14 protein-coding genes, 1 other RNA gene and 4 pseudogenes are annotated in these 22,292 nt (G+C 42.0%); 7 read left to right on the forward strand and 12 right to left on the reverse strand.

What is annotated here, in order from left to right; genetic code table 11:
- Positions 1 to 67: 67 nt before the first annotated feature.
- The 3 genes and pseudogenes from fba to ACOBWA_RS10425 form a co-directional block, all read right to left on the reverse strand.
- A pseudogene (fba, locus tag ACOBWA_RS10415) lies at positions 68 to 1,104 on the reverse strand (class II fructose-bisphosphate aldolase).
- 386 nt (positions 1,105 to 1,490) lie between these two features.
- A complete protein-coding gene (locus tag ACOBWA_RS10420; protein ID WP_201548846.1) occupies positions 1,491 to 1,877 on the reverse strand; it encodes a hypothetical protein in 387 nt (128 codons plus the stop codon).
- 257 nt (positions 1,878 to 2,134) lie between these two features.
- Positions 2,135 to 3,332, reverse strand: a pseudogene (locus ACOBWA_RS10425) (phosphoglycerate kinase).
- A gap of 519 nt (positions 3,333 to 3,851) precedes the next feature.
- On the opposite strand from ACOBWA_RS10425, the gene ACOBWA_RS10430 reads away from it, so the two are divergent.
- Entirely contained in the window at positions 3,852 to 4,181 is a 330-nt protein-coding gene (locus ACOBWA_RS10430; protein WP_420229304.1) for a TraR/DksA family transcriptional regulator, read from the forward strand.
- 65 nt (positions 4,182 to 4,246) lie between these two features.
- Here the strand turns inward: ACOBWA_RS10430 and ACOBWA_RS10435 are convergent, their stop codons facing one another.
- Both ACOBWA_RS10435 and ACOBWA_RS10440 read right to left on the reverse strand, forming a co-directional pair.
- Positions 4,247 to 4,915 carry a thiamine phosphate synthase gene (locus ACOBWA_RS10435; RefSeq protein WP_420229305.1) on the reverse strand — a complete coding sequence of 223 codons (669 nt, stop codon included), beginning with the start codon at positions 4,913 to 4,915 and terminating at the stop codon, positions 4,247 to 4,249.
- 87 nt (positions 4,916 to 5,002) lie between these two features.
- On the reverse strand, positions 5,003 to 6,085 hold the full coding sequence (locus tag ACOBWA_RS10440; RefSeq protein ID WP_057760963.1) for a serine hydrolase: 1,083 nt from the start codon (positions 6,083 to 6,085) through the stop codon (positions 5,003 to 5,005).
- A 392-nt stretch (positions 6,086 to 6,477) separates the two neighbouring features.
- Between ACOBWA_RS10440 and ACOBWA_RS10445 the strand changes: the two genes are divergently transcribed.
- The 3 genes and pseudogenes from ACOBWA_RS10445 (at position 6,478) to ACOBWA_RS10455 (ending at position 10,787) form a co-directional block, all read left to right on the forward strand.
- Positions 6,478 to 7,113, forward strand: coding sequence for a response regulator (locus tag ACOBWA_RS10445; RefSeq protein WP_101206382.1), 636 nt, complete (start codon positions 6,478 to 6,480; stop codon positions 7,111 to 7,113).
- Between the two features lie 34 nt (positions 7,114 to 7,147).
- Positions 7,148 to 8,905: a sensor histidine kinase gene (locus ACOBWA_RS10450; protein WP_420229306.1), complete on the forward strand. Its 1,758-nt coding sequence runs from the start codon at positions 7,148 to 7,150 to the stop codon at positions 8,903 to 8,905.
- Positions 8,906 to 9,070: 165 nt separating this feature from the next.
- Positions 9,071 to 10,787 (forward strand): annotated as a pseudogene (locus ACOBWA_RS10455) (sigma 54-interacting transcriptional regulator).
- A 74-nt stretch (positions 10,788 to 10,861) separates the two neighbouring features.
- Here ACOBWA_RS10455 and ACOBWA_RS10460 read toward each other — a convergent pair.
- The gene (locus ACOBWA_RS10460) at positions 10,862 to 12,325 is read right to left on the reverse strand and encodes a S41 family peptidase (protein ID WP_420229307.1); all 1,464 of its coding nucleotides are present in this window, start codon (positions 12,323 to 12,325) and stop codon (positions 10,862 to 10,864) included.
- Between the two features lie 233 nt (positions 12,326 to 12,558).
- On the reverse strand, positions 12,559 to 14,217 hold the full coding sequence (gene gpmI, locus ACOBWA_RS10465) for a 2,3-bisphosphoglycerate-independent phosphoglycerate mutase (protein WP_420229308.1): 1,659 nt from the start codon (positions 14,215 to 14,217) through the stop codon (positions 12,559 to 12,561).
- Between the two features lie 247 nt (positions 14,218 to 14,464).
- On the opposite strand from gpmI, the gene ssrS reads away from it, so the two are divergent.
- Positions 14,465 to 14,660: non-coding RNA, 6S RNA (gene ssrS, locus ACOBWA_RS10470), on the forward strand.
- A gap of 106 nt (positions 14,661 to 14,766) precedes the next feature.
- Here the strand turns inward: ssrS and ACOBWA_RS10475 are convergent.
- The gene (locus tag ACOBWA_RS10475) at positions 14,767 to 15,399 is read right to left on the reverse strand and encodes an FxsA family protein (RefSeq protein WP_057760971.1); all 633 of its coding nucleotides are present in this window, start codon (positions 15,397 to 15,399) and stop codon (positions 14,767 to 14,769) included.
- 253 nt (positions 15,400 to 15,652) lie between these two features.
- Between ACOBWA_RS10475 and ruvC the strand changes: the two genes are divergently transcribed.
- Positions 15,653 to 16,237 carry a crossover junction endodeoxyribonuclease RuvC gene (gene ruvC / locus ACOBWA_RS10480; RefSeq protein ID WP_057760973.1) on the forward strand — a complete coding sequence of 195 codons (585 nt, stop codon included), beginning with the start codon at positions 15,653 to 15,655 and terminating at the stop codon, positions 16,235 to 16,237.
- Between the two features lie 160 nt (positions 16,238 to 16,397).
- On the opposite strand, the gene ACOBWA_RS10485 is transcribed toward ruvC, so the two are convergent.
- From ACOBWA_RS10485 to ACOBWA_RS10500, 4 genes and pseudogenes are all read right to left on the reverse strand, one after another.
- On the reverse strand, positions 16,398 to 17,348 hold the full coding sequence (locus ACOBWA_RS10485) for an META domain-containing protein (RefSeq protein WP_420229309.1): 951 nt from the start codon (positions 17,346 to 17,348) through the stop codon (positions 16,398 to 16,400).
- Between the two features lie 313 nt (positions 17,349 to 17,661).
- Complete coding sequence (locus ACOBWA_RS10490) at positions 17,662 to 18,324, reverse strand: glutathione S-transferase family protein (RefSeq protein ID WP_420229310.1); 663 nt, start codon at positions 18,322 to 18,324, stop codon at positions 17,662 to 17,664.
- A 221-nt stretch (positions 18,325 to 18,545) separates the two neighbouring features.
- Positions 18,546 to 19,182, reverse strand: a pseudogene (locus tag ACOBWA_RS10495) (peroxiredoxin).
- Between the two features lie 432 nt (positions 19,183 to 19,614).
- A complete protein-coding gene (locus ACOBWA_RS10500) occupies positions 19,615 to 21,354 on the reverse strand; it encodes a glutamine--tRNA ligase/YqeY domain fusion protein (protein WP_420229311.1) in 1,740 nt (579 codons plus the stop codon).
- 321 nt (positions 21,355 to 21,675) lie between these two features.
- Between ACOBWA_RS10500 and ACOBWA_RS10505 the strand changes: the two genes are divergently transcribed.
- Positions 21,676 to 22,182, forward strand: a complete 507-nt coding sequence (locus ACOBWA_RS10505; RefSeq protein ID WP_228153198.1) for a peptidylprolyl isomerase — start codon at positions 21,676 to 21,678, stop codon at positions 22,180 to 22,182.
- Positions 22,183 to 22,292: the final 110 nt, after the last annotated feature.

A 22,292-nucleotide genomic window follows, 5' to 3' on the forward strand; every position in this document is an offset into this window, starting at 1 on the left:
TCTTATGTAGGATATTATAAAACCTGCTACTATCTTATGATTAATAACTACATTCTACAATACAGTCTTATTGGTAAAAATCCACCATACCTTCAAGACTGATTGGGCGAATTTTATGTGCTTGGCCTGCAGAGCCGAACGCTTCAAAACGATTGGTACAGATATCTGACATCGCTACCATAGATGCTTTGAAATATTTGCGTGGATCAAATTCACTTGGATTTTTGCAAGGAATTCACGGATAGCACCAGTTGATGCCAGACGTAAATCCGTATCGATATTTACTTTACGCACACCATGCTTGATCGCTTCAACGATTTGCTCAACTGGCACACCATAAGTTTCGCCGATATCACCGCCATTTTCATTAATAACTTTTAGCCATTCTTGTGGCACTGATGAAGAACCATGCATAACAAGATGAGTATTAGGAATACGGGCATGAATCTCTTTTACGCGCTCAATAGACAAGATATCGCCTGTCGGTGGACGTGTGAACTTATAGGCACCATGGCTAGTACCGATAGCAATCGCTAACGCATCGACATTGGTATCTTTTACAAACTGCTCAGCTTCATCAGCACTGGTCAAAAGCTGCTCATGATCCAATACGCCTTCAGCGCCAGAACCATCTTCTTCGCCAGCCATACCAGTTTCCAGACTACCTAGGCAACCGATTTCGCCTTCTACAGAGACGCCGCAAGCATGTGCCATCTTAACAACTTCGCGCGTGACGCTAGCATTGTAATCATAATCCATTGGCGTTTTGCCATCTTCACCAAGTGAGCCATCCATCATCACTGATGAAAAACCTAATTGGATTGAGCGTTGGCAGATAGCTGGCGACATACCGTGATCCTGATGCATCACTACTGGAATATGTGGCCATTCTTCGATAGCAGCGATAATCAAATGACGCAAAAATGCTGACCCTGCATAGTTACGTGCGCCTGCGCTGGCTTGGACAATAACAGGTGAATCACAAGCATCCGCAGCCATCATGATTGCACGCATTTGCTCTAAGTTATTGACGTTAAAGGCAGGAACACCATAGCTGTGTTCAGCGGCATGATCTAGAAGTTGACGTAAGGATATTAGGGCCATAAGACGCTCTCTGATTGGATTTTGAATAGTATTTTAAAAAACAGCTTGATAGCAATCATTTCACTGTATATTCGACCATACTGACCGTATATAGGCTAGTAAAATTCTGAATGATATTGGATATGATTACCACGCGGTGATTATAGCAAAAATTGTTCTGTCTTCGTAGCGGTTGACCGACTATTTGTCAGTCTATACCGTCTCTTGATGTCAGTTTAATTTTATAAAATGTAACAATGGCATACAACGCAAAAAGCCTTGGCAATCACCAAGGCTTTTCTAGTATTTTGAGGCTTATAAAGCAATGACTATTCTTAAAGGTTACATATCAATCGATAGCTTCCCAGTAAATCAGTCATTATAGTGCTTAGTTATCGCGTAGCTTCTTAGTACTGTTGCTCTGCATCAACTGCAACATCATTTGCGCCATCAGCGACAGCGTTAGCGCCATCAGCAACAGCTTCAGCAGTATTTTCAACCGCTGTGTTAGTGCTTTCAGCAATAGCATCGCCAGTGTTTTCTAGAGCGTCTGTCGCAGCTGCACCAGCAGTTTCAGCGCCTTCAGCGACTTCTGTACCAGCGTCTTGAGCAGCAGCTTCAGCTTCAGCAGCAGCAGCTTCTGTTTCAGCGGCAGCAGCATCAGCGTTTGCAGCAGCATCATCGCCAGCAGATTCAACAGCAGCTTCAGTGTTTTCTTCTGTTTGTTGGCTACATGCAGTGATTGCAAAGGTACCAGCAAGTACGCTAGCAAGTAATAAATGACGTTTTAACATAATAAACCTCTCGTAAATAATGCATGTCAAAATACATGGTCGCGCTATTTTATAGAGTGCGAATCAGACATGCAATAATAATTTTCAGTATATAAATAAATAATTACTGCTTAATAATAATCGATGGCTATTGCGCTTACTTATGCTAATAAAAACAAGCAAATCAACAGTCAAAATATTATTTTTACAGACTACCTTAGTTATTTAAAGTTAGTTGTACGTCTAATGTTACTAAGCTACAGAGTATCGTTAATTAGTTAGGCATCTATTTGCAGTGCAGCAACTGCCGGAAGTACTTTACCTTCTACAAACTCTAAAACGCACCGCCGCCCGTTGACATATAGCTCACGCCTTCAGCAACTTGATATTTATCGATGGCCGCTAACGTATCACCACCGCCCGCGATAGAGAAACCATCGCTGTCCCTTACAGCAGTAGCTAATATTTGTGTGCCTTGCCCGAAAGCATCGACTTCAAATACACCCACTGGACCATTCCACAAAATGGTTTTTGCATTAATAATGGCATCGGCAAGCTGCTTTGCGCTTTCTGGTGCGATGTCCAATATCATGTCATTGTCACCGATCGCATCAACTGATTTGATCGTTGCTGTAGCTTTTTGCAATGAGCCAGTAAAGTCAGCGAAATCGATGTCGTCTTTATCAGCGACTACGACGTATTCAGGCAGTAAGATTTCAGTTTTGGTCATAATGTCACGCGCAATATCGAGCAAATCTGCTTCATACAATGAGGCGCCAACACTATGACCTTGTGCCGCCAAGAAAGTATTGGCAATACCGCCACCAACGATAATTTGCGTGCAAACTTCAGCCAAGCTGTGTAGCACTTCTAATTTGGTTGATACTTTGACCCACCAACGATAGCAAGCATTGGCTGTGCCGGTGTTTCAAGCGCTAAGCTTAGAGCATCAAGTTCGGCGGCTAACAATGGCCCTGCACAAACGGTTTTGTCTGCTTGACGCATTGCTTGCGTAACACCTTCTGTTGATGCCTGTGCACGGTGCGCTGTACCAAAAGCATCCATCACAAACACATCGCACAAATCAGCATACTTTTTCGCTAGCGTGGCATCATTTTTCTTTTCACCGTCATTGAAGCGTACATTTTCTAATAGAACCACTTCACCCGATTTTACATTGGCACCTTGGGTAAGATAATCACTATTAAGACGTACAGGTGTCGATAGTTGCGAGCTTAATTTGTCCGTCAAATAGTCAGCAACCGGCGCTAATGAGTATACAGTTTCAGGATTGCCCTCTGTTGGGCGGCCTAAATGTGAGCAAACAATTACCGCAGCACCTTTTTCGAGCGCCATCTTGATGGTAGGAAGACTGGCTTGCAAGCGCGCATCGCTCGTGACCTTACCGTCCTTAATAGGCACATTTAAATCTTCTCGGATTAAGACCACTTTATCCGTTAAGTTCAACTCACTCATACGCAAAAATTCATCACCTGCTCCTATGTATCAATATATCTGTTAATTTGCGATTACTGTCGTTACTGATAGGACCATTATAGTCAGCTCTATATAAATCAGATTCAGTGCTAAGCTCGATCAATCTACTATTTTGTAGCACTCTCGCTCGCCTGTCTTACAACCACGCTATCTTATAGCCAAGCTATATAGTCATTATCAGCTTTATTACGTTTTAATGTTTTTTAACGCTTGGCTCTGACACTTATCAGACCACTCTGGTGAGTCGATCAAGTAAGCAGAATTCAGCGGCGGTGTATTCTACCAGTTTTCTACAACAGTCTCACAAGCAACCTGACACAAATTTCAGTACATTTTAAATATTGAGCCCCTATCTTCAGACCATTATTCGATGGCAACAACTGAAGTTGCTAGCTTTAAGCATAGTCAATAAACCGTAACATTTCGTGGTGGTACTCAGCAGTCAAGCTCTTTATGATAGAAACATTGACAATAAAAATAATCCATTAGGAGAAAATAATGAGCATTAACTTAGACACTGCCAAACAAAACCTATTAAAATTAAAAGATGAGTACGAATCTCGAATTGATAAGATCGAAGATCACATTCAAAATCCGCAAGATGATCTCAATGAACATTGGGAAGATCAGGCCATATCCTATCGTCAAAACGACATGCGTAAAAATTTGATGAGCGAGGCACGTCAAAGCTTAATCTATGTCGAAAATGCATTGAGTCGAATTGAAAATGGTACTTATGGCGAGTGCGAAGTCTGCGGTGAACAGATCGAAAAGCAACGCTTAGAAGCGCTACCCTATGCTACCTTATGTATGGAACATGCTGAGTAACGCTGTCATATTAATATTCTATTGTAAGACTATTGTTACTTTAAAGATTTTACAATAGGCGCGCTTCAAGTAGGTATTTTCCATTTAGAAAATGCCTGCTGCCATTGATGACAGCGCTGAGCTATATCTGCTACTGGTAGATCCATGATATCCCCGACTACTGCCACAAGCGCAATGGGCAAATCTACCAGCTCTGATACATTTTCTGCGGTTAACCCACCTATCACACAGATCGGTATGCCTTGCTGACACCCTTCCATAAGCTGCTGACGTGAAATGATATTAGCATTTGGCTTAGTCGTAGAAGTAAATACAGCACCCATCGCAGCATAACTTGCGCCGTCATTTTTTGCTTCTTTAATCAGCGCTACATCACCATGGCAGGTACGACCGATTATTTGATGCGATGACAAGGATTGCAGAGCATCACCGATACTGCCGTCTGTTTGACCAAGATGTACCCCAACGCCAAGCCTTTCGGCCAACTTCACGTCATCATTAATAACAACTGGCACGTTGTACGTTTTAGCTAACTCGACGATTTTTTGCGCCTCATCAAAAAGCTGCAAAGCTCCATCAGGTAGGCTAAGAACTTGCTTACGACGAATTTGTAATAGCGCAATTAACCCTGTCGATAAGGCTGCCTCTAGCTTTTGATACAACAGCTCGAACTCATCGTCGTTGGTCAACAAATATAGCTTAGGTATAACTGAGGAGAATGGTGAATGACTCATAGCGTGTATCCTTAATGCTTAAATTCAACACAATAAAAAAGCCGTTATATGATATAACAGCTTTTTTATACATTTAGAACAGCAAACTTACACTGTGCGACGTGTAGCCAAACTATTTAAGATATTTTTAGCATCGCCCCAACGTGTTGCTGAGCTGTTTGCTCCTAAGATAACGATAATCGCAGGACGATTATTGACCCGAGTTTCCATTACCACACAACGCCCGGCTTCATTGATAAAGCCTGTCTTAGAGATACCGATTGGATAGCTGCCGTCACGGACCAACGTGCTGGTATTACTGGCTTTATAGGTACGGTTACCACTTGAGTAATTTGAGACAAAAAAGTCATAGCTCTTAGTGGTAGAAAAACGACGAATCACATCATAGTTACCAGCGGCACGTACCATCTTAACCAAATCTTTTGACGAAGCTACGTTACGCTTATCAAGTCCAGTTGGATCGCCGAAAAACGCCGTATTCATACCCAAGTCTTGCGCTTTACGATTCATTGCACGCATAAAGGCATCATAGCCACCTGGGTAATTACGCGCTAGACTCTTCGCTGCTGGATTTTCAGACTTCATCAACGCCATTAATAGCATCTCAGCACGGTTTAAACGATCACCTGATTTCAAACGCGAGCTTGCACGCTTGGGACCAACGAAATCTTCTGGATCAAGCGTGATTTCTTCACGCATATCAAGGCCTGCATCCAATACAACCATAGCCGTCATAACTTTGGTAATACTGGCCATGGGACGCGCGATATCAGCATCTTTTTCGTAGATAGATTCGCCAGTTTCAGCATCGATCACCGCAACACTACGTGAATCCGTACTAATCGGAATCATATCGCTGCTACCGAATGCCCCGCGATAAGTTGTATTGTAGCGAGCACTATTGGTGTTATTACTACTAGCAAAACTATTAGTATTCGTGATGTTGGTAGTGCCGTAGCCATTATCGACTTTCTTAATAGCAGAGCCATTAGACTTGTACATAATGTTGCGAGCTTCAGACAAGCTATCAGCGCCGCCCCAACTCAGGCGTGCACTAGAGGCAGTGTCAGTGCTACCATTAATTGTAAGTGCGGCTTGTGCAACACTGCCCAAACTCAATGAAATCATAGCAGCGATCAATTGCTGTTTGGTTAATGGTAGTTGCTTCATTATGCCTCCTGCTGTCGCTATTACGCCAGTTACATATTGTCTGACGCCAAAAACGTACGTAGCGTTTATAGATGTGTTTGTAAGTACTCACATAGAGCTTTTGTATTTTTAGTGTATCATGGTTTACATTTAAGTTTAATCTATCAAACTGATTTAGTAGTTTTTTTGGCTTCATTCAAACTTTGCTACAACCAATTTATATTATAGAAACATCAATTCACACTGCAGCAATATAATTTAACTTCGAATGTTATGATTACTCGTATTTTGTTATATTGATCAGCGGTATTTTGAATATACAAAGATAACAATAATGGTTGAAATATATTCGTTTTTTATACTATTTGAACCTAATAAAGCGTTCATTCTGACAATCAATAAAGAGTATGGTTATGATTAAAGTATTAGTGGTAGATGATCATGATTTGGTACGGATGGGTATTAGCCGTATGTTGTCAGACAGCCCCGATATTGAAGTGGTAGGTGAAGCAGACAGCGGTGATATGGCTATCAAACAAGCCAAACAACTACATCCTGATGTGATTTTGCTAGACGTCAATATGCCGAATATTGGCGGGCTTGAAGCAACCAAACGTCTGATACAACTCGACATGGGTATCAAGATTTTGGCGGTCAGTAGTATGTCTGCACAGCCCTATCCCTCAATGCTGATCAAAGCAGGTGTCAATGGTTACATTACCAAAGGCACGCCGCTTGATGAAATGATACGTGCGGTCAAAAAGATTTATCAAGGAGGTCGTTACTTCAGTCAGGACGTCGCTGAACAGTTAGCAGATGTTCTATTATCTGATAACGCAAACTCACCTTTTGACTTATTGAGTGACAGAGAAAAACAAGTGGCCATGATGGTTGTTAATTGTCAAAGCCCTCAGCAAATAGCCGATCAATTGTTTGTTAGTGTCAAGACCATTAATACATATCGCTACCGTATTTATGAAAAAGTTGGGGTTGATAGTGATGTTAAATTAACTCATTTGGCCATTCGTCATGGTCTGATTCAACCATAAACCATTTTAGCGTTTATTCTATTACGGCCAGTTTATGAACCCTGCTACCAATCTTAGCTCTGCCATTACTCGTTATGTTCATCATGACGATACGCTTCCTCTGCCGCAGTTGCGTAAGTTAGGACTGATCTATAGCAGTTATCGTTTCGTTGTTAGCCTGTTTTCTATGCTCATGCTATACATCTCTGCTCGTACTGGTGATAGCGCTTCTTTACCGAGTTTTTTACAACAAACGACTCTAAGCTTTTATGTACTTCTAAGCCTGATACTGCTTGGGTTATTTTATGTTGTTAGAAAACATATGCGCCGCCAACTGGCATTCGGACTGGCCTTAGACGTTATTATATTAAGTCTGCTGCTCTATACGACAGGCAACCCTGATTTGCAGTTAACCATGCTATACATGGTGGTCGTCGCGGCTAGCTTTATGCTACTACACGGCTCACAAGCGTTGGTTATTACGTTACTTGCCATCATTCTCGTTATTTATCAGCAGTTTTTTTACGCTATTGCTAATAGCATGAGTCTAGCCAATCTAGGTGATGCGCTACTGATGTCGGCGAGCTTTTTAGCAGTGGGCGGTTTGAGTTGGTCTATCTCTCAACGATTGGTACAGCTTGAGAAAGTCGCGGCAAACCATGCTAAGGAAGTTGAGCGACTGAATGTGATTAATCAAGAGGTTATCACGCAGATGGTGAATGGTGTTATCGTTATCGATAAGCAACATATTGTCTTAGCAAATCTTGCCGCACATCAGTTGCTGAGCCTTTCTCTTGTCACGCCTGTCACACCACAGAATACCTTTGAAGATGTGAAAGAGACTCAAAACAAAGCACTTCTCTCTAATTTTGAGCAGCAACTCAATAAGCAGCATTCACAGTTGTTTAATGCCTGCTTATCGGTAGCATCTGGGCAGTCACGCGCTTTTACCTACGACGTGCCAGCTGTGGCAAATGCCTCAATATTTGGCAAATTACGTGTACAAATTATTCCACTAAAAGACGATAGTAAGCTTGTCATATTAGAAGATTTACGCCGTGAGCAAGCCAGTGCTCAACAACTGAAACTGGCTTCCTTAGGGCAATTGACTGCCAGTATTGCTCATGAAATCAGAAACCCATTAGCAGCGATATCGCAAGCCAGCCAGCTATTAATGGAAGATGTTGCAGAACAAATGGAAGATGACAGTGCATTAACAAATGAATCGAATGCTGCCATGACCGGCAACCATGAGCTTTATGAAATGATATTTTCACAGACAAAACGTGTAAACCGTATCATCGAAGATATTTTAAAGCTGTCTCGTCAGCAGACGGCTACCAGCAGGTGCTCGAATCTGGCTGAATGGATGCCATCGTTTTTGGAGAATTACTTTCAAGGACACGACATTTTTCTACGAATAAAAACCAAACCCATCATATCATTTGATACTCATCAGTTAGAGCAAATATTGATCAACTTAATCAACAATGGTCTGCGTTATAGCAGCTATGCTCATCCTCATGCTTATGTAGAAATCGACATTTACTGCGCAGACAACGATGTTATAATCGATGTGTTAGATAATGGGGATGGCGTTAGTACTGATAACTTACAACTTTTGTTCGATCCGTTTTTTACAACAGATAAAGCTGGTACAGGTCTGGGACTTTATTTATCACAAGCATTTTGTGAAGCCAATCAAGCACGTCTACTCTACATTCCTGAACATGAAAAAACATGCTTTCGATTAATTGTGCCTTCTATCAAATCTGATAATAAATTTTATACTATCGAAGAAAATCTTACCTAAATTCATCCTTTGAAAGCTATATTATTTCGAATTAGTTTTTGCAAAATATAATAATTGAAATGAGATTATAGTATCAAATATTTAAGTTCCAACTTTGTATGAAACTATACGCCTATTTAGACCCAGCTATTGACTTTATAGCTATTGAATACGATGAGATGATGTATGACAACAACCGCGCTAGTCGTCGATGATGAAGTAGACTTATGTCGATTAATGCAAATTACCTTGACTAAAATGGGTATTAAAAGTGATGTGGCTTATACATTGTCGCAAGCAAGAACGTTTTGGCAAGACAATGACTACGATTTCTGTCTGACGGACTTAAAACTGCCAGATGGCTCTGGACTGGAGCTGGTAAAAGAAATTAGCAATAGCTCTAATATTCCAATAGCAGTGATCACGGCTCATGGCAGCATGGATTTAGCTATTGAGGCATTAAAACTCGGTGCCTTTGATTTTGTCAATAAACCGTTAGAACTACCACGTTTGCGCCAACTGGTAGAGAATGCCATAAAAGTTATTCATCAAGATAACGAAGTACAGGCCACACCGGAATGCTCTCCTGAACAAAAAATGCTAGATAGTAGATTGATTGGTAATTCTGCTGTCATGCATCCCCTCAAAAATACTATTTTAAAGCTAGCACGCTCACAGGCACCTGTGTTTTTATCGGGCGCTTCTGGCACAGGTAAAGAAGTAGTCGCCAGATTGATCCATGATTTAAGTCCACGGCGTGATGGCAGCTTTGTACCAGTGAATCTGCGGTGCGATACCATCGGAGTTAATGGAGTCGGAGTTTTTTGGTCATAAAAAAGGCAGCTTTACAGGGGCTGTCGCTGATAAACAAGGGTTATTCCAGCAAGCCAATGGCGGCACGTTATTTTTAGATGAAGTGGCGGACTTACCTTTAGCCATGCAGGTTAAATTGTTACGTGCCATTCAAGAAAAAACAGTAAGGGCAATAGGTGATACAAAAGAAGTTCCAGTAGACATCCGCATTTTGTCTGCCACTCACAAAGACCTGAGCCAATTGGTACAAGATGGTGCATTTCGACAAGACTTATATTATCGCATCAATGTCATTGAGCTAAAGCTTCCAACGCTTAACACACGCCGTGATGATATCCCTGTGTTAGCAGACCACTTTTTGGCGATGATCGCCGATGACTGGCAATTAGAGTCGCCGCCGTCATTGACAATGGAAGCCTGCGAACGCTTACAACGCCACGATTTTGCAGGTAATGTCCGTGAACTACGCAACTTATTGGAGCGTGCAGTTACGTTAGCTGAAACTTCATATATAGACGTTAGTCATTTAGGTCTTCCTGACATTGAACCTGAGCTTATAAATACACAAGAGCAAAATCATAGCTCAGCTATCGATAGCTCTGAGCCACCTGCTCGTAACGTAGAAAGTCAAATAGACGTTCAATCTACAGCCCAATCAACAAAGGACGGTGAGCAAGTCATTCAATCTAGTCGCAATATGGCGACGCAGGTTGAGCAAAGAGTGACCAATTTACATCCCTATCGTACTAACACCAACCACTACCCTTCAATGGTGCAGCATTCGTCAGCTAGTAATAACAGTTCGTCAACCAACGTAGCAAATACTTATGACAAAGAGTCGCTCCTTGCTTCCACCGCCCAAAAAGAAACTTCTAAAGACATATCAGGTTTACAAGAATTGTTTGACGGTCAACTACCGCCTCAAGGATTAGAACATTATTTGCAGGAGCAGGAGAAGCAACTGATTATCACGGCACTCAAACAAACTGGCTGGAACAAAACCCAAGCAGCTGAATTATTAGGAACCACCTTTCGCTCTTTACGCTACCGTATGAAAAAGCTCGAAATTTCTGAAGATGCGTTCGACTAGTTTCTTTTGAACGTCATCATCAAATATTTTTAAGCGTTGAATGGTATGTGCTGTTAATTAATTGCTACGAAATTCTATTCTTTCGTAGCATTTTTTCTAACAAAGCGAATGCCAGAACCAAGCGCGCGCGCCTTTACTATTTCTAATGCTTGCTGCTCCCACGTGTTCTCGCTGCCTGATAAGGTCACATCAGGCTCTACACCGATCTCATCTATTTGTTTGCCTGCTGCCGTCATATAATTGGCCACAGTCAATTTGACGGCTTGCTCATCGTTTAACGGTATGACTGATTGTACTGAGCCTTTGCCATAGCTAACTTCACCGATAATAGTAGCGCGTTTTTGTGCTTGTAAACTACTGGCAAGTACCTCTGCCGCTGATGCTGAATAGCGGTTTTGTAATACCACTAATGGCAAAGGTTTAAGTATCGCATCACCTTGGGTCGATAGTACCCGTGATTTATTTTGACGTGCTTGCACCTGCACTACATCAGTATCATCCATAAATAAACTGGCCACGCTCACTGCTGATGTCAGTACGCCACCTGGGTTGTCACGCATATCTAGTAAAATGCCTGATATAGGAGCGTTTAGATTAATTAAACCTTCTAGTAATTTTTCACGGCTGTTGTTTTGAAACGCCGGTAATTTGACAATGGCAATACCATCGACCAGTTTGGTCTCGATAATCTGCGGATGACTATTATTACGCTGCAACGTCGTTGTATGCTTACGGCGACCAGCTTTAGAAGTGATGATATCTACCTGCGTACCAGCAATACCCGTCAAAAGCTGCTCAACATCATTAACCTGTCGCCCTTCGTCTAGCTTAAACTCATCAATTTGATGCAAATAATCACCAACTGCGATGCCTTTTTTGTCTGCAGGTGAATCATCGATAACCTCTGTCACAACCCAATATCCCGCCTCTGGCTGGTAATTAACCTTAATACCAATATCACCAACGTCACCTTCAGTAAAAGCACGCAGGTTTTCATAAGCTTCTGCGTCCAAAAATTCAGCATGGCTGTCAAGCTTGGTCAGCATGCCACTCATCGCATTGCTAAATAACTCTTCGTCATTGACCGCATCGACGTATTGACGACGTACTAAATCCACTACAGCCACAAATGTCTTTAGCGTCTCAGGAGAGATAGCATTTAGCGATACTTGTGCGACCTCTGCTGGAATCTCCGTATCAATATTATCGGCATCATCTGTTAGGGCGCTTTCATCTGGCACACTATCTATCGAATCATCTGGCTCGTCGGCGACATCTAACATATCAGCAATGTTCGATAAATTATCAGTGTCGTTTTCATCCGCTATTTCATCTGCATTTAAACTGATGAGCTGTAGACCATTCGTAGGGTTATCATTATTTGTAGAAGCTGCTGCTTGTGCATTAACGCTAATCGCACAACCAAGCACACCGATTAAAATTATGGGCTGTAAGACTATAGACGCGACTGATACCTTCCCTACTGATTTACTTAACCCTTTGGATAAAAAAGAACGTGCAAAAGAAATAGGCTGCATAAAAGAACTCATTTGAATAATAGAGAATACGAATTTATCGTTATATAGCGATTTATAAGATAGCACCAAACGCATATTTCGAACTAGCATAGTATTGCAAGTAAATTAAGTAAAATGTATCACAAAAAAGGAAAGGATAATAGGTTATCCTTTCCTTTTTGATATCTTCTGGTACAGCTGTCAAGTCAGTATAAACCACAGTCATTCAAGTACTGTGGTTTAACTCGACTGGCTTAGACTGCTGGAACCAATAAGCTCTCACCTGTCATCTCAGCAGGGGCGTCGACATTCATTAGTGATAAAATAGTCGGCGCCACATCACTAAGTTTGCCGCCACGGCGTACTTGCAGCTTTTGCTCACCTACGTAAATTAATGGTACATGCTCTGTCGTATGCTGTGTATGTACTTGACCACTTTCATAGTCTTGCATCTGCTCGCAGTTACCATGATCGGCTGTGATAAGCATGTCACCACCAGCAGCACGCACCGCTGACTCGATACGGCCAACACATATATCCAAAGCTTCTACCGCTTTTACCGCTGCATCAAAGATACCTGTGTGTCCAACCATATCACCATTGGCATAATTGACCACCAATACATCATACTTACCAGACTCAATTGCTTCTACTAATTTATCAGTGACTTCAGGCGCGCTCATCTCAGGCTGTAGATCATAAGTTGCAACGTCTGGAGATGGCACTAATATACGGGTCTCACCCTGATATTCTTCTTCGCGGCCACCACTAAAGAAAAACGTCACATGCGCATATTTTTCAGTTTCAGCGATACGTAGCTGGGTTTTTCCTTGATCCTGCAAGTACTCTCCCAATGTATTGGCCAAAGATGTTGGGTAGTAAGCAATGCTGGTTTTTGGATTGTCAGCTAGGACATCTGAATACTTAGTTAGCATCACAAATGCCGCCAGTTTTGGCTGCTTTTGACGTGCAAATCCAGAAAACTCATGATCTGGCAGAACAAATGCTTGGGCAAGCTCACGAGCACGGTCAGCACGGAAATTCATAAAAATAAGTGCGTCGTTATCATTAACAGTATATGGCACTTCATCACGTCCAATTACAGTCGTTGGACTGACAAACTCATCGGTCTCACGCGCTTTATAAGCAGCTTGAACAGCGCCATCTGCCCGTGTCGATAGACGATCAGCTTTCCCTTCAGTAATCAGCTCATAAGCTTTTTGCACTCTATCCCAACGATTGTCACGATCCATTGCATAGTAGCGACCGATGATACTTGCAATCTGTACGCGGCCACCTTCGTAATGAGCATTCAATTTATCAATATAGTCGCGCAGACGATTGATGTACTTATCAGCAGATTTAGGCGGGGTATCACGGCCATCTAAGAAACAATGAATAAAGACATTCTTGGCACCATGGACCAATGCTGAATGACACATGCCTTCGATATGGTCTTGATGTGAGTGGACGCCGCCATCAGAGAGCAAGCCCATAATATGGACGTTACCGCCACGCTCATTAGCCGCTTTTACGGCATTGACCAATGCTTCGTTTTTATAAAAATCACGATTGGCAAGCTCACTTGAGATACGAGTTGAGTCCTGATACAGAACACGCCCCGCCCCTAAATTCATGTGACCAACTTCTGAATTACCAAACTGACCATCTGGCAAACCAACATCTTCCCCTGAAGCTGAAATCAGCCCATGAGGATATTGCTGATAAATCTTGTCTAAATTTGGCATATTGGCAGCAGCGATGGCGTTATCTTTATCTTCTTCACGATGACCAAAGCCGTCCAATATCATCAAGACATGCGGTATTTTTTTATTCTGTGCACCGTCTTGGTTATTGCTAAGCTGTGTTTTATTATTATCAATAGAGTCTGATGCTTGTTGGGTACTGGTCATATATTACCGCTCCTCGAGTGAATGAACGCCTATAATGCTGTGTAAGGGAATATAAAGCCCTCTATATTAACACACATCTTGAAATAGCTGAAAAACTGAGCATTTTTCGTGAGTTTATGAATAATTTTATAGGGTTATCTTATGACGTTTTTTCTAGATAAGACAATATAAGTGCGGCCAACCAACCAAGCTACGTATCAATCTGTAATTCAGACTTGCAATCACTCTTTTCATTGGTTAAGATAAAACTATTCTGAAGTGTTGGCTAGTAGATGTTTATTCCCTGAGCCGATAATGCTTTACCAGGATGTGGTACCTATTGTCTCATTGTGTATGCCTGCACCGCTTGCGGTGTATCAGGAAACCTGCAGAGATGATGACGCATCCGCCCTGAACTTCACGGTTCATGGGTCACCATCTTACAGCGGCACTTCGGTTGTTTCATTCGGTTAGTAAATATATTTCTTATAATTTATTTACTACCACTAAAAAGCCCCTTTCGTCATCGACGATAGGGGCTTTTTTTATGCTTACGATTTAACTGAATAGTTATTCGTCATTAGCAGACTTGGTAATTTTCTTTACATCTTTAGGGATGTTTTTGGCAGTACCATCAACCGTAGTATGCTGTTTAAACACGTCACCAAATGGGTTTTGCTGCTGTTGACCAAACGGATTCTGACCATTCATGCCACCTGCACCACCGAACGGGTTTTGACCACCCATACCACCAGCACCGCCAAACGGATTTTGACCGCCGCCCATTTGACCACCCATCTGCTTCGCCATCATTTCCATCATTTTTTGCTGGTTATTCATGACGTAATTATTGGCCAAGTCTTTTAGCTTTTTCTGCACAGGTGGCAATACTACCAACAACGCCATTAAATCACTAAGTACCCCAGGAATAAGCAGTAAAATACCAGCAGCTGCCATCGCGATACTCTTAATCATCGTGGTCTCTGGCGGACGCATCGCAGGGTTCATCATGCCACCAGCTTTCATTTGCTGTGCCATTGGATTAAGAGCAGCCATACCTTTGCGCATCAAAGAGATACCGATAACCGCGGCGATAATAAACCACATAAACACCCACCAGCCGCTCATAAACTGAGCAAGCAAATACCACAGTAGCATCTCGATAATAAACCAAACGATGGCTATACCAACTATCTGACCCATAAAGTGTCGTCCTATAAAATAAAAACCAATAAATTGAGCGCCATGAAAATTAAAATGGCTAACATATGATGTATATGGGGATTGGTTGCTATACTATCAAACTTAAGGCTAATTTTTAAGCCATATAGTCGGTACAATATAATTTGGCTACAAGAAAGGCAAACGTCAGTGCTACGAATAGTAGGCTAAGCGAGTCCGTATCCAATCTATATTGTATTGAATATAAAATGACAGGTAAGCAAGACGGAATATTATGGCAATTATTATAGGCATTGACCCAGGGTCACGCATGACCGGTTATGGGATAGTACAGCAGACAGGTGACAAGCTGACCTATATCGATGCAGGGACGATTCGTACAGATACCAAAGAGATGCCTGAACGCCTCAAGCGTATCTTTAATGGACTAACCCGTATCACACAGCATCATTTAAAATACGCAGACGAGCCTATCTATACGGCGATTGAGCAAGTATTTATGGCGGAAAACCCTGACTCCGCACTTAAGCTCGGGCAAGCAAGAGGTGCAGCGATTGCAGCAATGGTTGCACTAGATTTAGAAGTGTCAGAATATACGGCTCGGCAAATCAAACAAGCCGTCTGTGGCTATGGAGCGGCGGCCAAAGAACAAGTACAAGAGATGGTGTGCCGGATATTAGCGTTAGAAGTCGTACCGCAACAAGATGCTGCCGATGGTCTTGCCTGCGCCATCTGTCATGCTCACTCAAGCCATTCAATGAACAAACTGATATTGAATAGCGCCATGCGTGGTCGCGGTGCTTCCAAGAAGAAAGGTCGTTGGCGTTTAACGGAAGAAGATTTGGGTAACTTACGTTAAAGATCAGCGTTAAAATAGCGAGGCGTTAAGATAATGAGGTGTTGAAGCAGAAAAGCGTCAAAATAGATAAACAGCAAATTAGACACCCCATAAAAAACACGCGCTATTAGACACGTGTTTTTTATGACTATGAGTATTTCAAAGCTCAAACTACAGTAAGCTACTCTACAACTGCACTTTCAATGACAGCATCTAATATATAAGCATACTTTTCATCAGCAGTATCATCTTTAGTTGGCTCATTAGTCTCTGATAATTCATCGATGTTTAGCGGATAGCGTTGTAAGCGCAATACTTCTTCGTGTTTGCTGTCATGCTGATAGCCATCGATCTCACCAACGAATACTCGCCACTGTCCTTCGTGAGTTTTAATACCTTGATCATTATATGTAATAGGCTTAACTTGTAGACACTGCTCAGAGTTACCTGCTTCGCAAGGTACTGTTTCGGAGTTTACTGCCCAAAATACTGTTTCACCCTTACTGTTATATTTTGCTTGTGCAGTAAGCCTACCATTCCATACTAAAGTCACATCATCGTCAGTAAACTGGGTCAATACTGGGTTATCGCCTTGATCAATTTTGAACTCACTACTGCCCTGCATCAAAGTGTTCAAGGTGTTTTCTGCCACATCTAGCTCGCCACAAGACATCTTCGTACTCATACCCTCTTCAGTAGTTAAGGTATGGCCCTTTAACTGATAGCCAGCACTAATCGTATTACAGCCTACGCTATAGCTTAGCGTGTCTTGCCCTTGATATTGGTTAAACGCCAGCGTTACCTGACTGTTAATATTCGCAAATTCAGCCATAGGTTGTTCATTGGCATCGACTGCATTTACTAACGTCCAACGATGATGAGATAAGGTGGTCGTCAGCTTGTCTTGAGCAGTTAGTTCAACAGGTTCAGATTCGTCTGATGTAGGGCTCATACTAGATACCAGACCTTCACTTACGGCTAAGTCTGTCATCTCGCCAGCTTCAGTACCCTGCGATGTATCATTTTCGCTAGACGCCGCTTCTTTTTGACACGCACTTAGCATCAGACTAACTGCCATCATACTGGGTAATAGCAGTAATTTTAACGTTGGCTTATTTCGGCTACCTACCATATTACATACCTCTTAGTAAGCTTGTACAACTTATCTCGCGTACCATCTATATTTTAAAAAACCTATTCAAAAGAAGTCATAATTTAAAAACAGTCCTCTTTAATAAATAATTTAGAAACATAATTGATATAACTAAGCTAGACTAACCACTATAACCTTGGCACTATTAACCTATGTAACGAAATGTTGATTTTTATTATATTTCATAAAAAAACAGCTAACGATTGAGGTTAGCTGTTTTGCTTTATAGCGATCAATTTACCGGATAGGTTAATAGATAATTTTATGATTTAAACTATTTTTCTAGAACCTTTTAGTCATTCACACTTGCAGGTTTGGCTTTAGCCATATTTTTAATACTAAAGCGTTCATTCATCTTTTGATAAAAACGAGCTAGGTTTTCGCCTTGCTCATTAGGATTAATCTTCAATACTTTACCAAAATCCAAGCTTAGATATAGCACGATATCCGCAAAACTTAATTGCTCACCTACTAGGTATTCACGACCTTCTAATATCGTCTCAAAATACGCCATGGCTTTGACCGCACGAGCAATTGATGGTGCGACGAACTCGGGCACTTGCTCAATACGTTGTGCTTTAGATGGATGACTGTGCTGAAACGCGAGCATCAAGTTGTACAGGACTTCAAATTCAGCAATACGGCGCATAGAGCAAACTTGCGCACGCTGTACCACATCATTACCCATAACTGAACGCTCACCGTAAACGCGGTCCAGGTACTCACAAACTGCCTGAGAATCATTCAGTACTGTACCATCATCTAAGGTCAAAACAGGTACGGTCTGCATCGGATTCATTTGCGTAAATGCTTCTGACATTTGCTCATTTGCCGCAAAATCAATGTCTATCACATCCACATCATCCATATCATCGACATCGATACCTTTTGATGCCAATAAGATAAGGGCTTTGCGCGGGTTGGGCGCTGTACGGGTGACGTATAATTTTTTCATGATGAACTCCTTGTAAGAATAATTGAATAGAAATTTAGCGCTGATACGCCTTATTATGATGGTGGCACTAATGAGCACCTATCTATTGATACTCCATACCATAGTTATAGCCTACTCTGACCGTCATGGCAAAGTGTTATTAATCATAAAGTAGAAATAATAAAAGCCCCATAACCTTGAGTCATGGGGCTTTATTTAATCACATTTACACATCAGTCTAATTATTTGTTTGGTGCAGGTGTGGTGCGTAGATACGGCTTAATCTCTTTGTGACCTTTTGGATATTTTGCAGCGATATCTTCGTTTTTCACACTTGGTGGAATGATTACGTCATCACCGTCCTTCCAATCTACAGGCGTCGCGATGTTATACTCATCCGATAATTGCATCGCATCAATCACACGAATAATCTCATCAAAGTTACGGCCACAGCTGGCTGGATAAGTCAGTGTTAAGCGTACTTTTTCTTAGGATCAATAATAAACACACTTCTGACCGTCGCTGTATTGTCAGCATTTGGATGAATCATGTCATAAAGATCTGCAACCTTGCGCTCAGGGTCTGCAATGATAGGGAAATTGACAGCAGTACCTTGGGTTTCTTCAATGTCACTTACCCAACCTTTATGATCTTCTAAACCATCAACCGATAGCGCAATTGGTTTAACATTGCGCTTCTGGAACTCACCGCCTAGTGCTGCGGTACGACCAAGCTCAGTGGTACATACTGGCGTATAATCTGAAGGATGTGAGAAAAAACCACCCAATGATCGCCTGCCCACTCGTGGAAATTAATATCGCCTTCTGTGGTCGCAGCGTCAAAGTTTGGTGCGGTATCGCCTAAACGTAAATGTGCCATGCTTGATTCCTTAGCTATGTGAATGAACGCTTATATCGACACGTCGGCCTCGCGTTCTATTATTGTCATCGACGTGCTCAGCTATCAAATATAACATAAAGCACATCCGTAAAAACTGACTTTATCTTAACAAACTGGTTATGAATGTCTTGTGACGGATTGTAATGCGGTTATTCCATTTACCTCTAAGCTGATGGACAAATTTTTTAATGAATTTTATGGACAAGTAGCTTTGATAAATAATTAAACCACCATACCTGCATCCCATAAGCAAAATTCGCACCATAATCATACTTAACTTTATAACTGCACACAAAAAAGCCCATTCCTAGCGTACTAGAAATAGGCTAACTTGCAAACTACTATTGTTCAGTATTATTTCAAAATATCTATTTGGATAAGGATACTTTTCATATACTGAGTCAACATAAATTAAGCTGGCTTATAGCTATCACGCAAACTAACGATTTGGTTAAATACTGGCTTATCAGTGCTGTGATCTTCGCTATCAGAGATGAAGTAACCTTCACGCTCAAACTGGAAACGCGTGCCGGCATCTGCATTGACCAAAGATGGCTCAACCACTGCATTTAGCTCAGTGAGCGAGTTCGGGTTTAGCGCTTGATAAACATCAGCAACGCTACTTGGATCCTCAGCACTGAATAGCTGCTCATACATACGTACCGTCGCTGGCACACCTTGACTGGCTGATACCCAATGAATCACGCCTTTAACCTTACGCCCTTCAGGGTTGTTGCCCAAAGTAGCAGGGTCAATCGTCGCTTTTAGCTCAACGACATTGCCATTTTCATCAGTGATATGTTCAGTGACGGCTAGTATGTAGGTGTTACGCAGACGAATCTCTGGCTTTTCTGGTGATAGGCGCTTATAGCCTGCTGGCGGCTCAATCTCGTAATCACCTTGATCGATGTATATCGTTTCGGTGAATGGAATCTCACGCTCACCCATATCCACGTTAGGATGGTTCGGCTGAGTCAACCAAAGTGTCTGCGTCGTATCGTCAAAACGTGCATTAACGCTATCGGCTTTTTGCGACTCCCAACTGCTGACCGCTTCACTAAAGTTAGTAATGGTCACTTTCAATGGCTTTAGCACCGCCATACCGCGACCAGTTGTCGTCTCTAACGATTGACGAACGCTAAACTCTAGTAAACGGAAATCAACCACACTATCCGCTTTGGTCACACCCACACGCTCACAAAAATCGCGCAAGCCCTCTGGCGTATAACCACGGCGGCGCATACCAGCGACGGTCGGCATACGGGGATCGTCCCAACCGCTTACGATACCTTCATCTACCAGTTGCTTTAGCTTACGCTTACTGGTCAATGTATGATCAACGTTTAAGCGGCTAAACTCGTACTGATGCGGCGGTACGTCAAAGCCGATTTTTTCGATGACCCAATCATAAAATGGACGATGATCTTCAAACTCAAGCGTGCATAATGAATGGGTAATACCTTCGAGCGCATCAGAGAGTGGATGAGCAAAGTCATACATCGGATAGATGCACCATTTATCACCAGTCTGATGATGCGCTTGATGCATCACGCGATAGATAACAGGATCACGCAGGTTCATATTTGGGCTAGCCATATCAATCTTGGCACGCAAAATAGCCTTTCCTTCAGCGTATTTACCGTCTTTCATATCGTTGAAAAGCGCTAGGTTTTCTTCAACACTGGCATCACGATATGGTGAAGGTGTTCCCGCTTCATTAAATGAACCACGGTTTTCTTTGATTTGTTCAGGAGTTTGCAAATCAACATAAGCGTCGCCTTGCTCAATCAGCTGGATTGCCCATGCATGCAACTGATCAAAATAACCTGAGGCATGATGCGCCTCGCCTGCCCACTCAAAACCTAACCACTGCACATCGTTCTTAATATTGTCGATGTAATCTTGCTTCTCAGCAGTTGGGTTGGTGTCATCAAAACGCAGGTTGCACACACCGCCGAACTCTTTGGCCACACCAAAGTTTAAGCAGATAGATTTTACGTGACCTAAATGCAGGTAGCCATTTGGCTCAGGCGGAAAGCGCGTTACAATTTTCTGGTATTTTTTCGCATTGACATCGTCACGAATGATATTACGAATAAAATCGTTTTTTGCTTCGTCTTTTTGTGCATTGTTGCTTGAGTGATCACTCATCGGGCATTGCTCCTAACGCAAATTGTCAGTTCATGGTGCGTGCCATCACGCATCACGAAACGTTTAAACTAAAGTGTTAAAATAAAACGAGAATATTAAAATAAAGCGAGAATATTAAAACTTAGATAGTGCGACCGCATTATCAAAATTTGTCAAAAATGGGTAAAGTTGCGTTATTCTATCAGGTTTCGCAAACGCATTAACAGCCTGATACATGACACGGGATAAAAAAGCCGTTAGACTACCCGTAACTTTTTAACCACCACTCACAATAGTGCTATTTAAGGCGCTGCAATCAAAAAGGAATATCCCATGGTAGACATGCCACCAGTAGTAGAACTTGAAACCAATATGGGTGCGATCGTTATCGAACTCAACGAAGAAAAAGCACCAAAAACCGTAGAAAACTTTTTAAACTACGTAAAATCTGGTCAGTATGACGGTACAATTTTCCATCGCATCATTGATGGTTTCATGATTCAAGGCGGCGGAATGGACGCTGAGATGAATGAAAAACCAACCAACGCGCCTATCGAAAACGAAGCGGACAACGGTCTAAAAAATGACAAAGGTACTATCGCAATGGCGCGTACCCAAGATCCGCATTCAGCGACTAGCCAGTTCTTCATCAACGTAAAAGACAACGACTTCCTAAACCACTCTGGCAAAAACATGCAAGGTTGGGGTTACACCGTATTTGGTAAAGTAACAAGCGGTATGGACGTTATCGAAAAAATGCGCAGCGTACCAACTGGTCGTTTCGGCATGCATGCTGATGTGCCAAAAGAGCCAGTTGTTATCAACTCAGCAACCATCATTACTCAGTAATAGTCATTCAATAGCTGCTAGTCAGTAATAGTTACTTAGCGATAGCTGTGAATGAGCGAGCATTTTCTAGTAGAGTTTATTAATTCATGCTCGCTATACGATAAGTCACG

The sequence above is a fragment of the Psychrobacter sp. ER1 genome, assembly GCF_048631835.1.
In the GTDB taxonomy this organism is placed as follows: Bacteria; Pseudomonadota; Gammaproteobacteria; order Pseudomonadales; family Moraxellaceae; genus Psychrobacter.

Coding starts and splice junctions, on each gene's coding strand:
- ACOBWA_RS10500 (WP_420229311.1), bottom strand. CDS start 21,354: ATGAGTGATCACTCAAGCAACAATGCACAAAAAGACGAAGCAAAAAAC.
- ACOBWA_RS10505 (WP_228153198.1), top strand. CDS start 21,676: ATGCCACCAGTAGTAGAACTTGAAACCAATATGGGTGCGATCGTTATC.
- gpmI (WP_420229308.1), bottom strand. CDS start 14,217: ATGACCAGTACCCAACAAGCATCAGACTCTATTGATAATAATAAAACA.
- ACOBWA_RS10440 (WP_057760963.1), bottom strand. CDS start 6,085: ATGAAGCAACTACCATTAACCAAACAGCAATTGATCGCTGCTATGATT.
- ACOBWA_RS10450 (WP_420229306.1), top strand. CDS start 7,148: ATGAACCCTGCTACCAATCTTAGCTCTGCCATTACTCGTTATGTTCAT.
- ACOBWA_RS10475 (WP_057760971.1), bottom strand. CDS start 15,399: ATGGGTCAGATAGTTGGTATAGCCATCGTTTGGTTTATTATCGAGATG.
- ACOBWA_RS10420 (WP_201548846.1), bottom strand. CDS start 1,877: ATGTTAAAACGTCATTTATTACTTGCTAGCGTACTTGCTGGTACCTTT.
- ACOBWA_RS10435 (WP_420229305.1), bottom strand. CDS start 4,915: ATGAGTCATTCACCATTCTCCTCAGTTATACCTAAGCTATATTTGTTG.
- ruvC (WP_057760973.1), top strand. CDS start 15,653: ATGGCAATTATTATAGGCATTGACCCAGGGTCACGCATGACCGGTTAT.
- ACOBWA_RS10460 (WP_420229307.1), bottom strand. CDS start 12,325: ATGCAGCCTATTTCTTTTGCACGTTCTTTTTTATCCAAAGGGTTAAGT.
- ACOBWA_RS10445 (WP_101206382.1), top strand. CDS start 6,478: ATGATTAAAGTATTAGTGGTAGATGATCATGATTTGGTACGGATGGGT.
- ACOBWA_RS10485 (WP_420229309.1), bottom strand. CDS start 17,348: ATGGTAGGTAGCCGAAATAAGCCAACGTTAAAATTACTGCTATTACCC.
- ACOBWA_RS10490 (WP_420229310.1), bottom strand. CDS start 18,324: ATGAAAAAATTATACGTCACCCGTACAGCGCCCAACCCGCGCAAAGCC.
- ACOBWA_RS10430 (WP_420229304.1), top strand. CDS start 3,852: ATGAGCATTAACTTAGACACTGCCAAACAAAACCTATTAAAATTAAAA.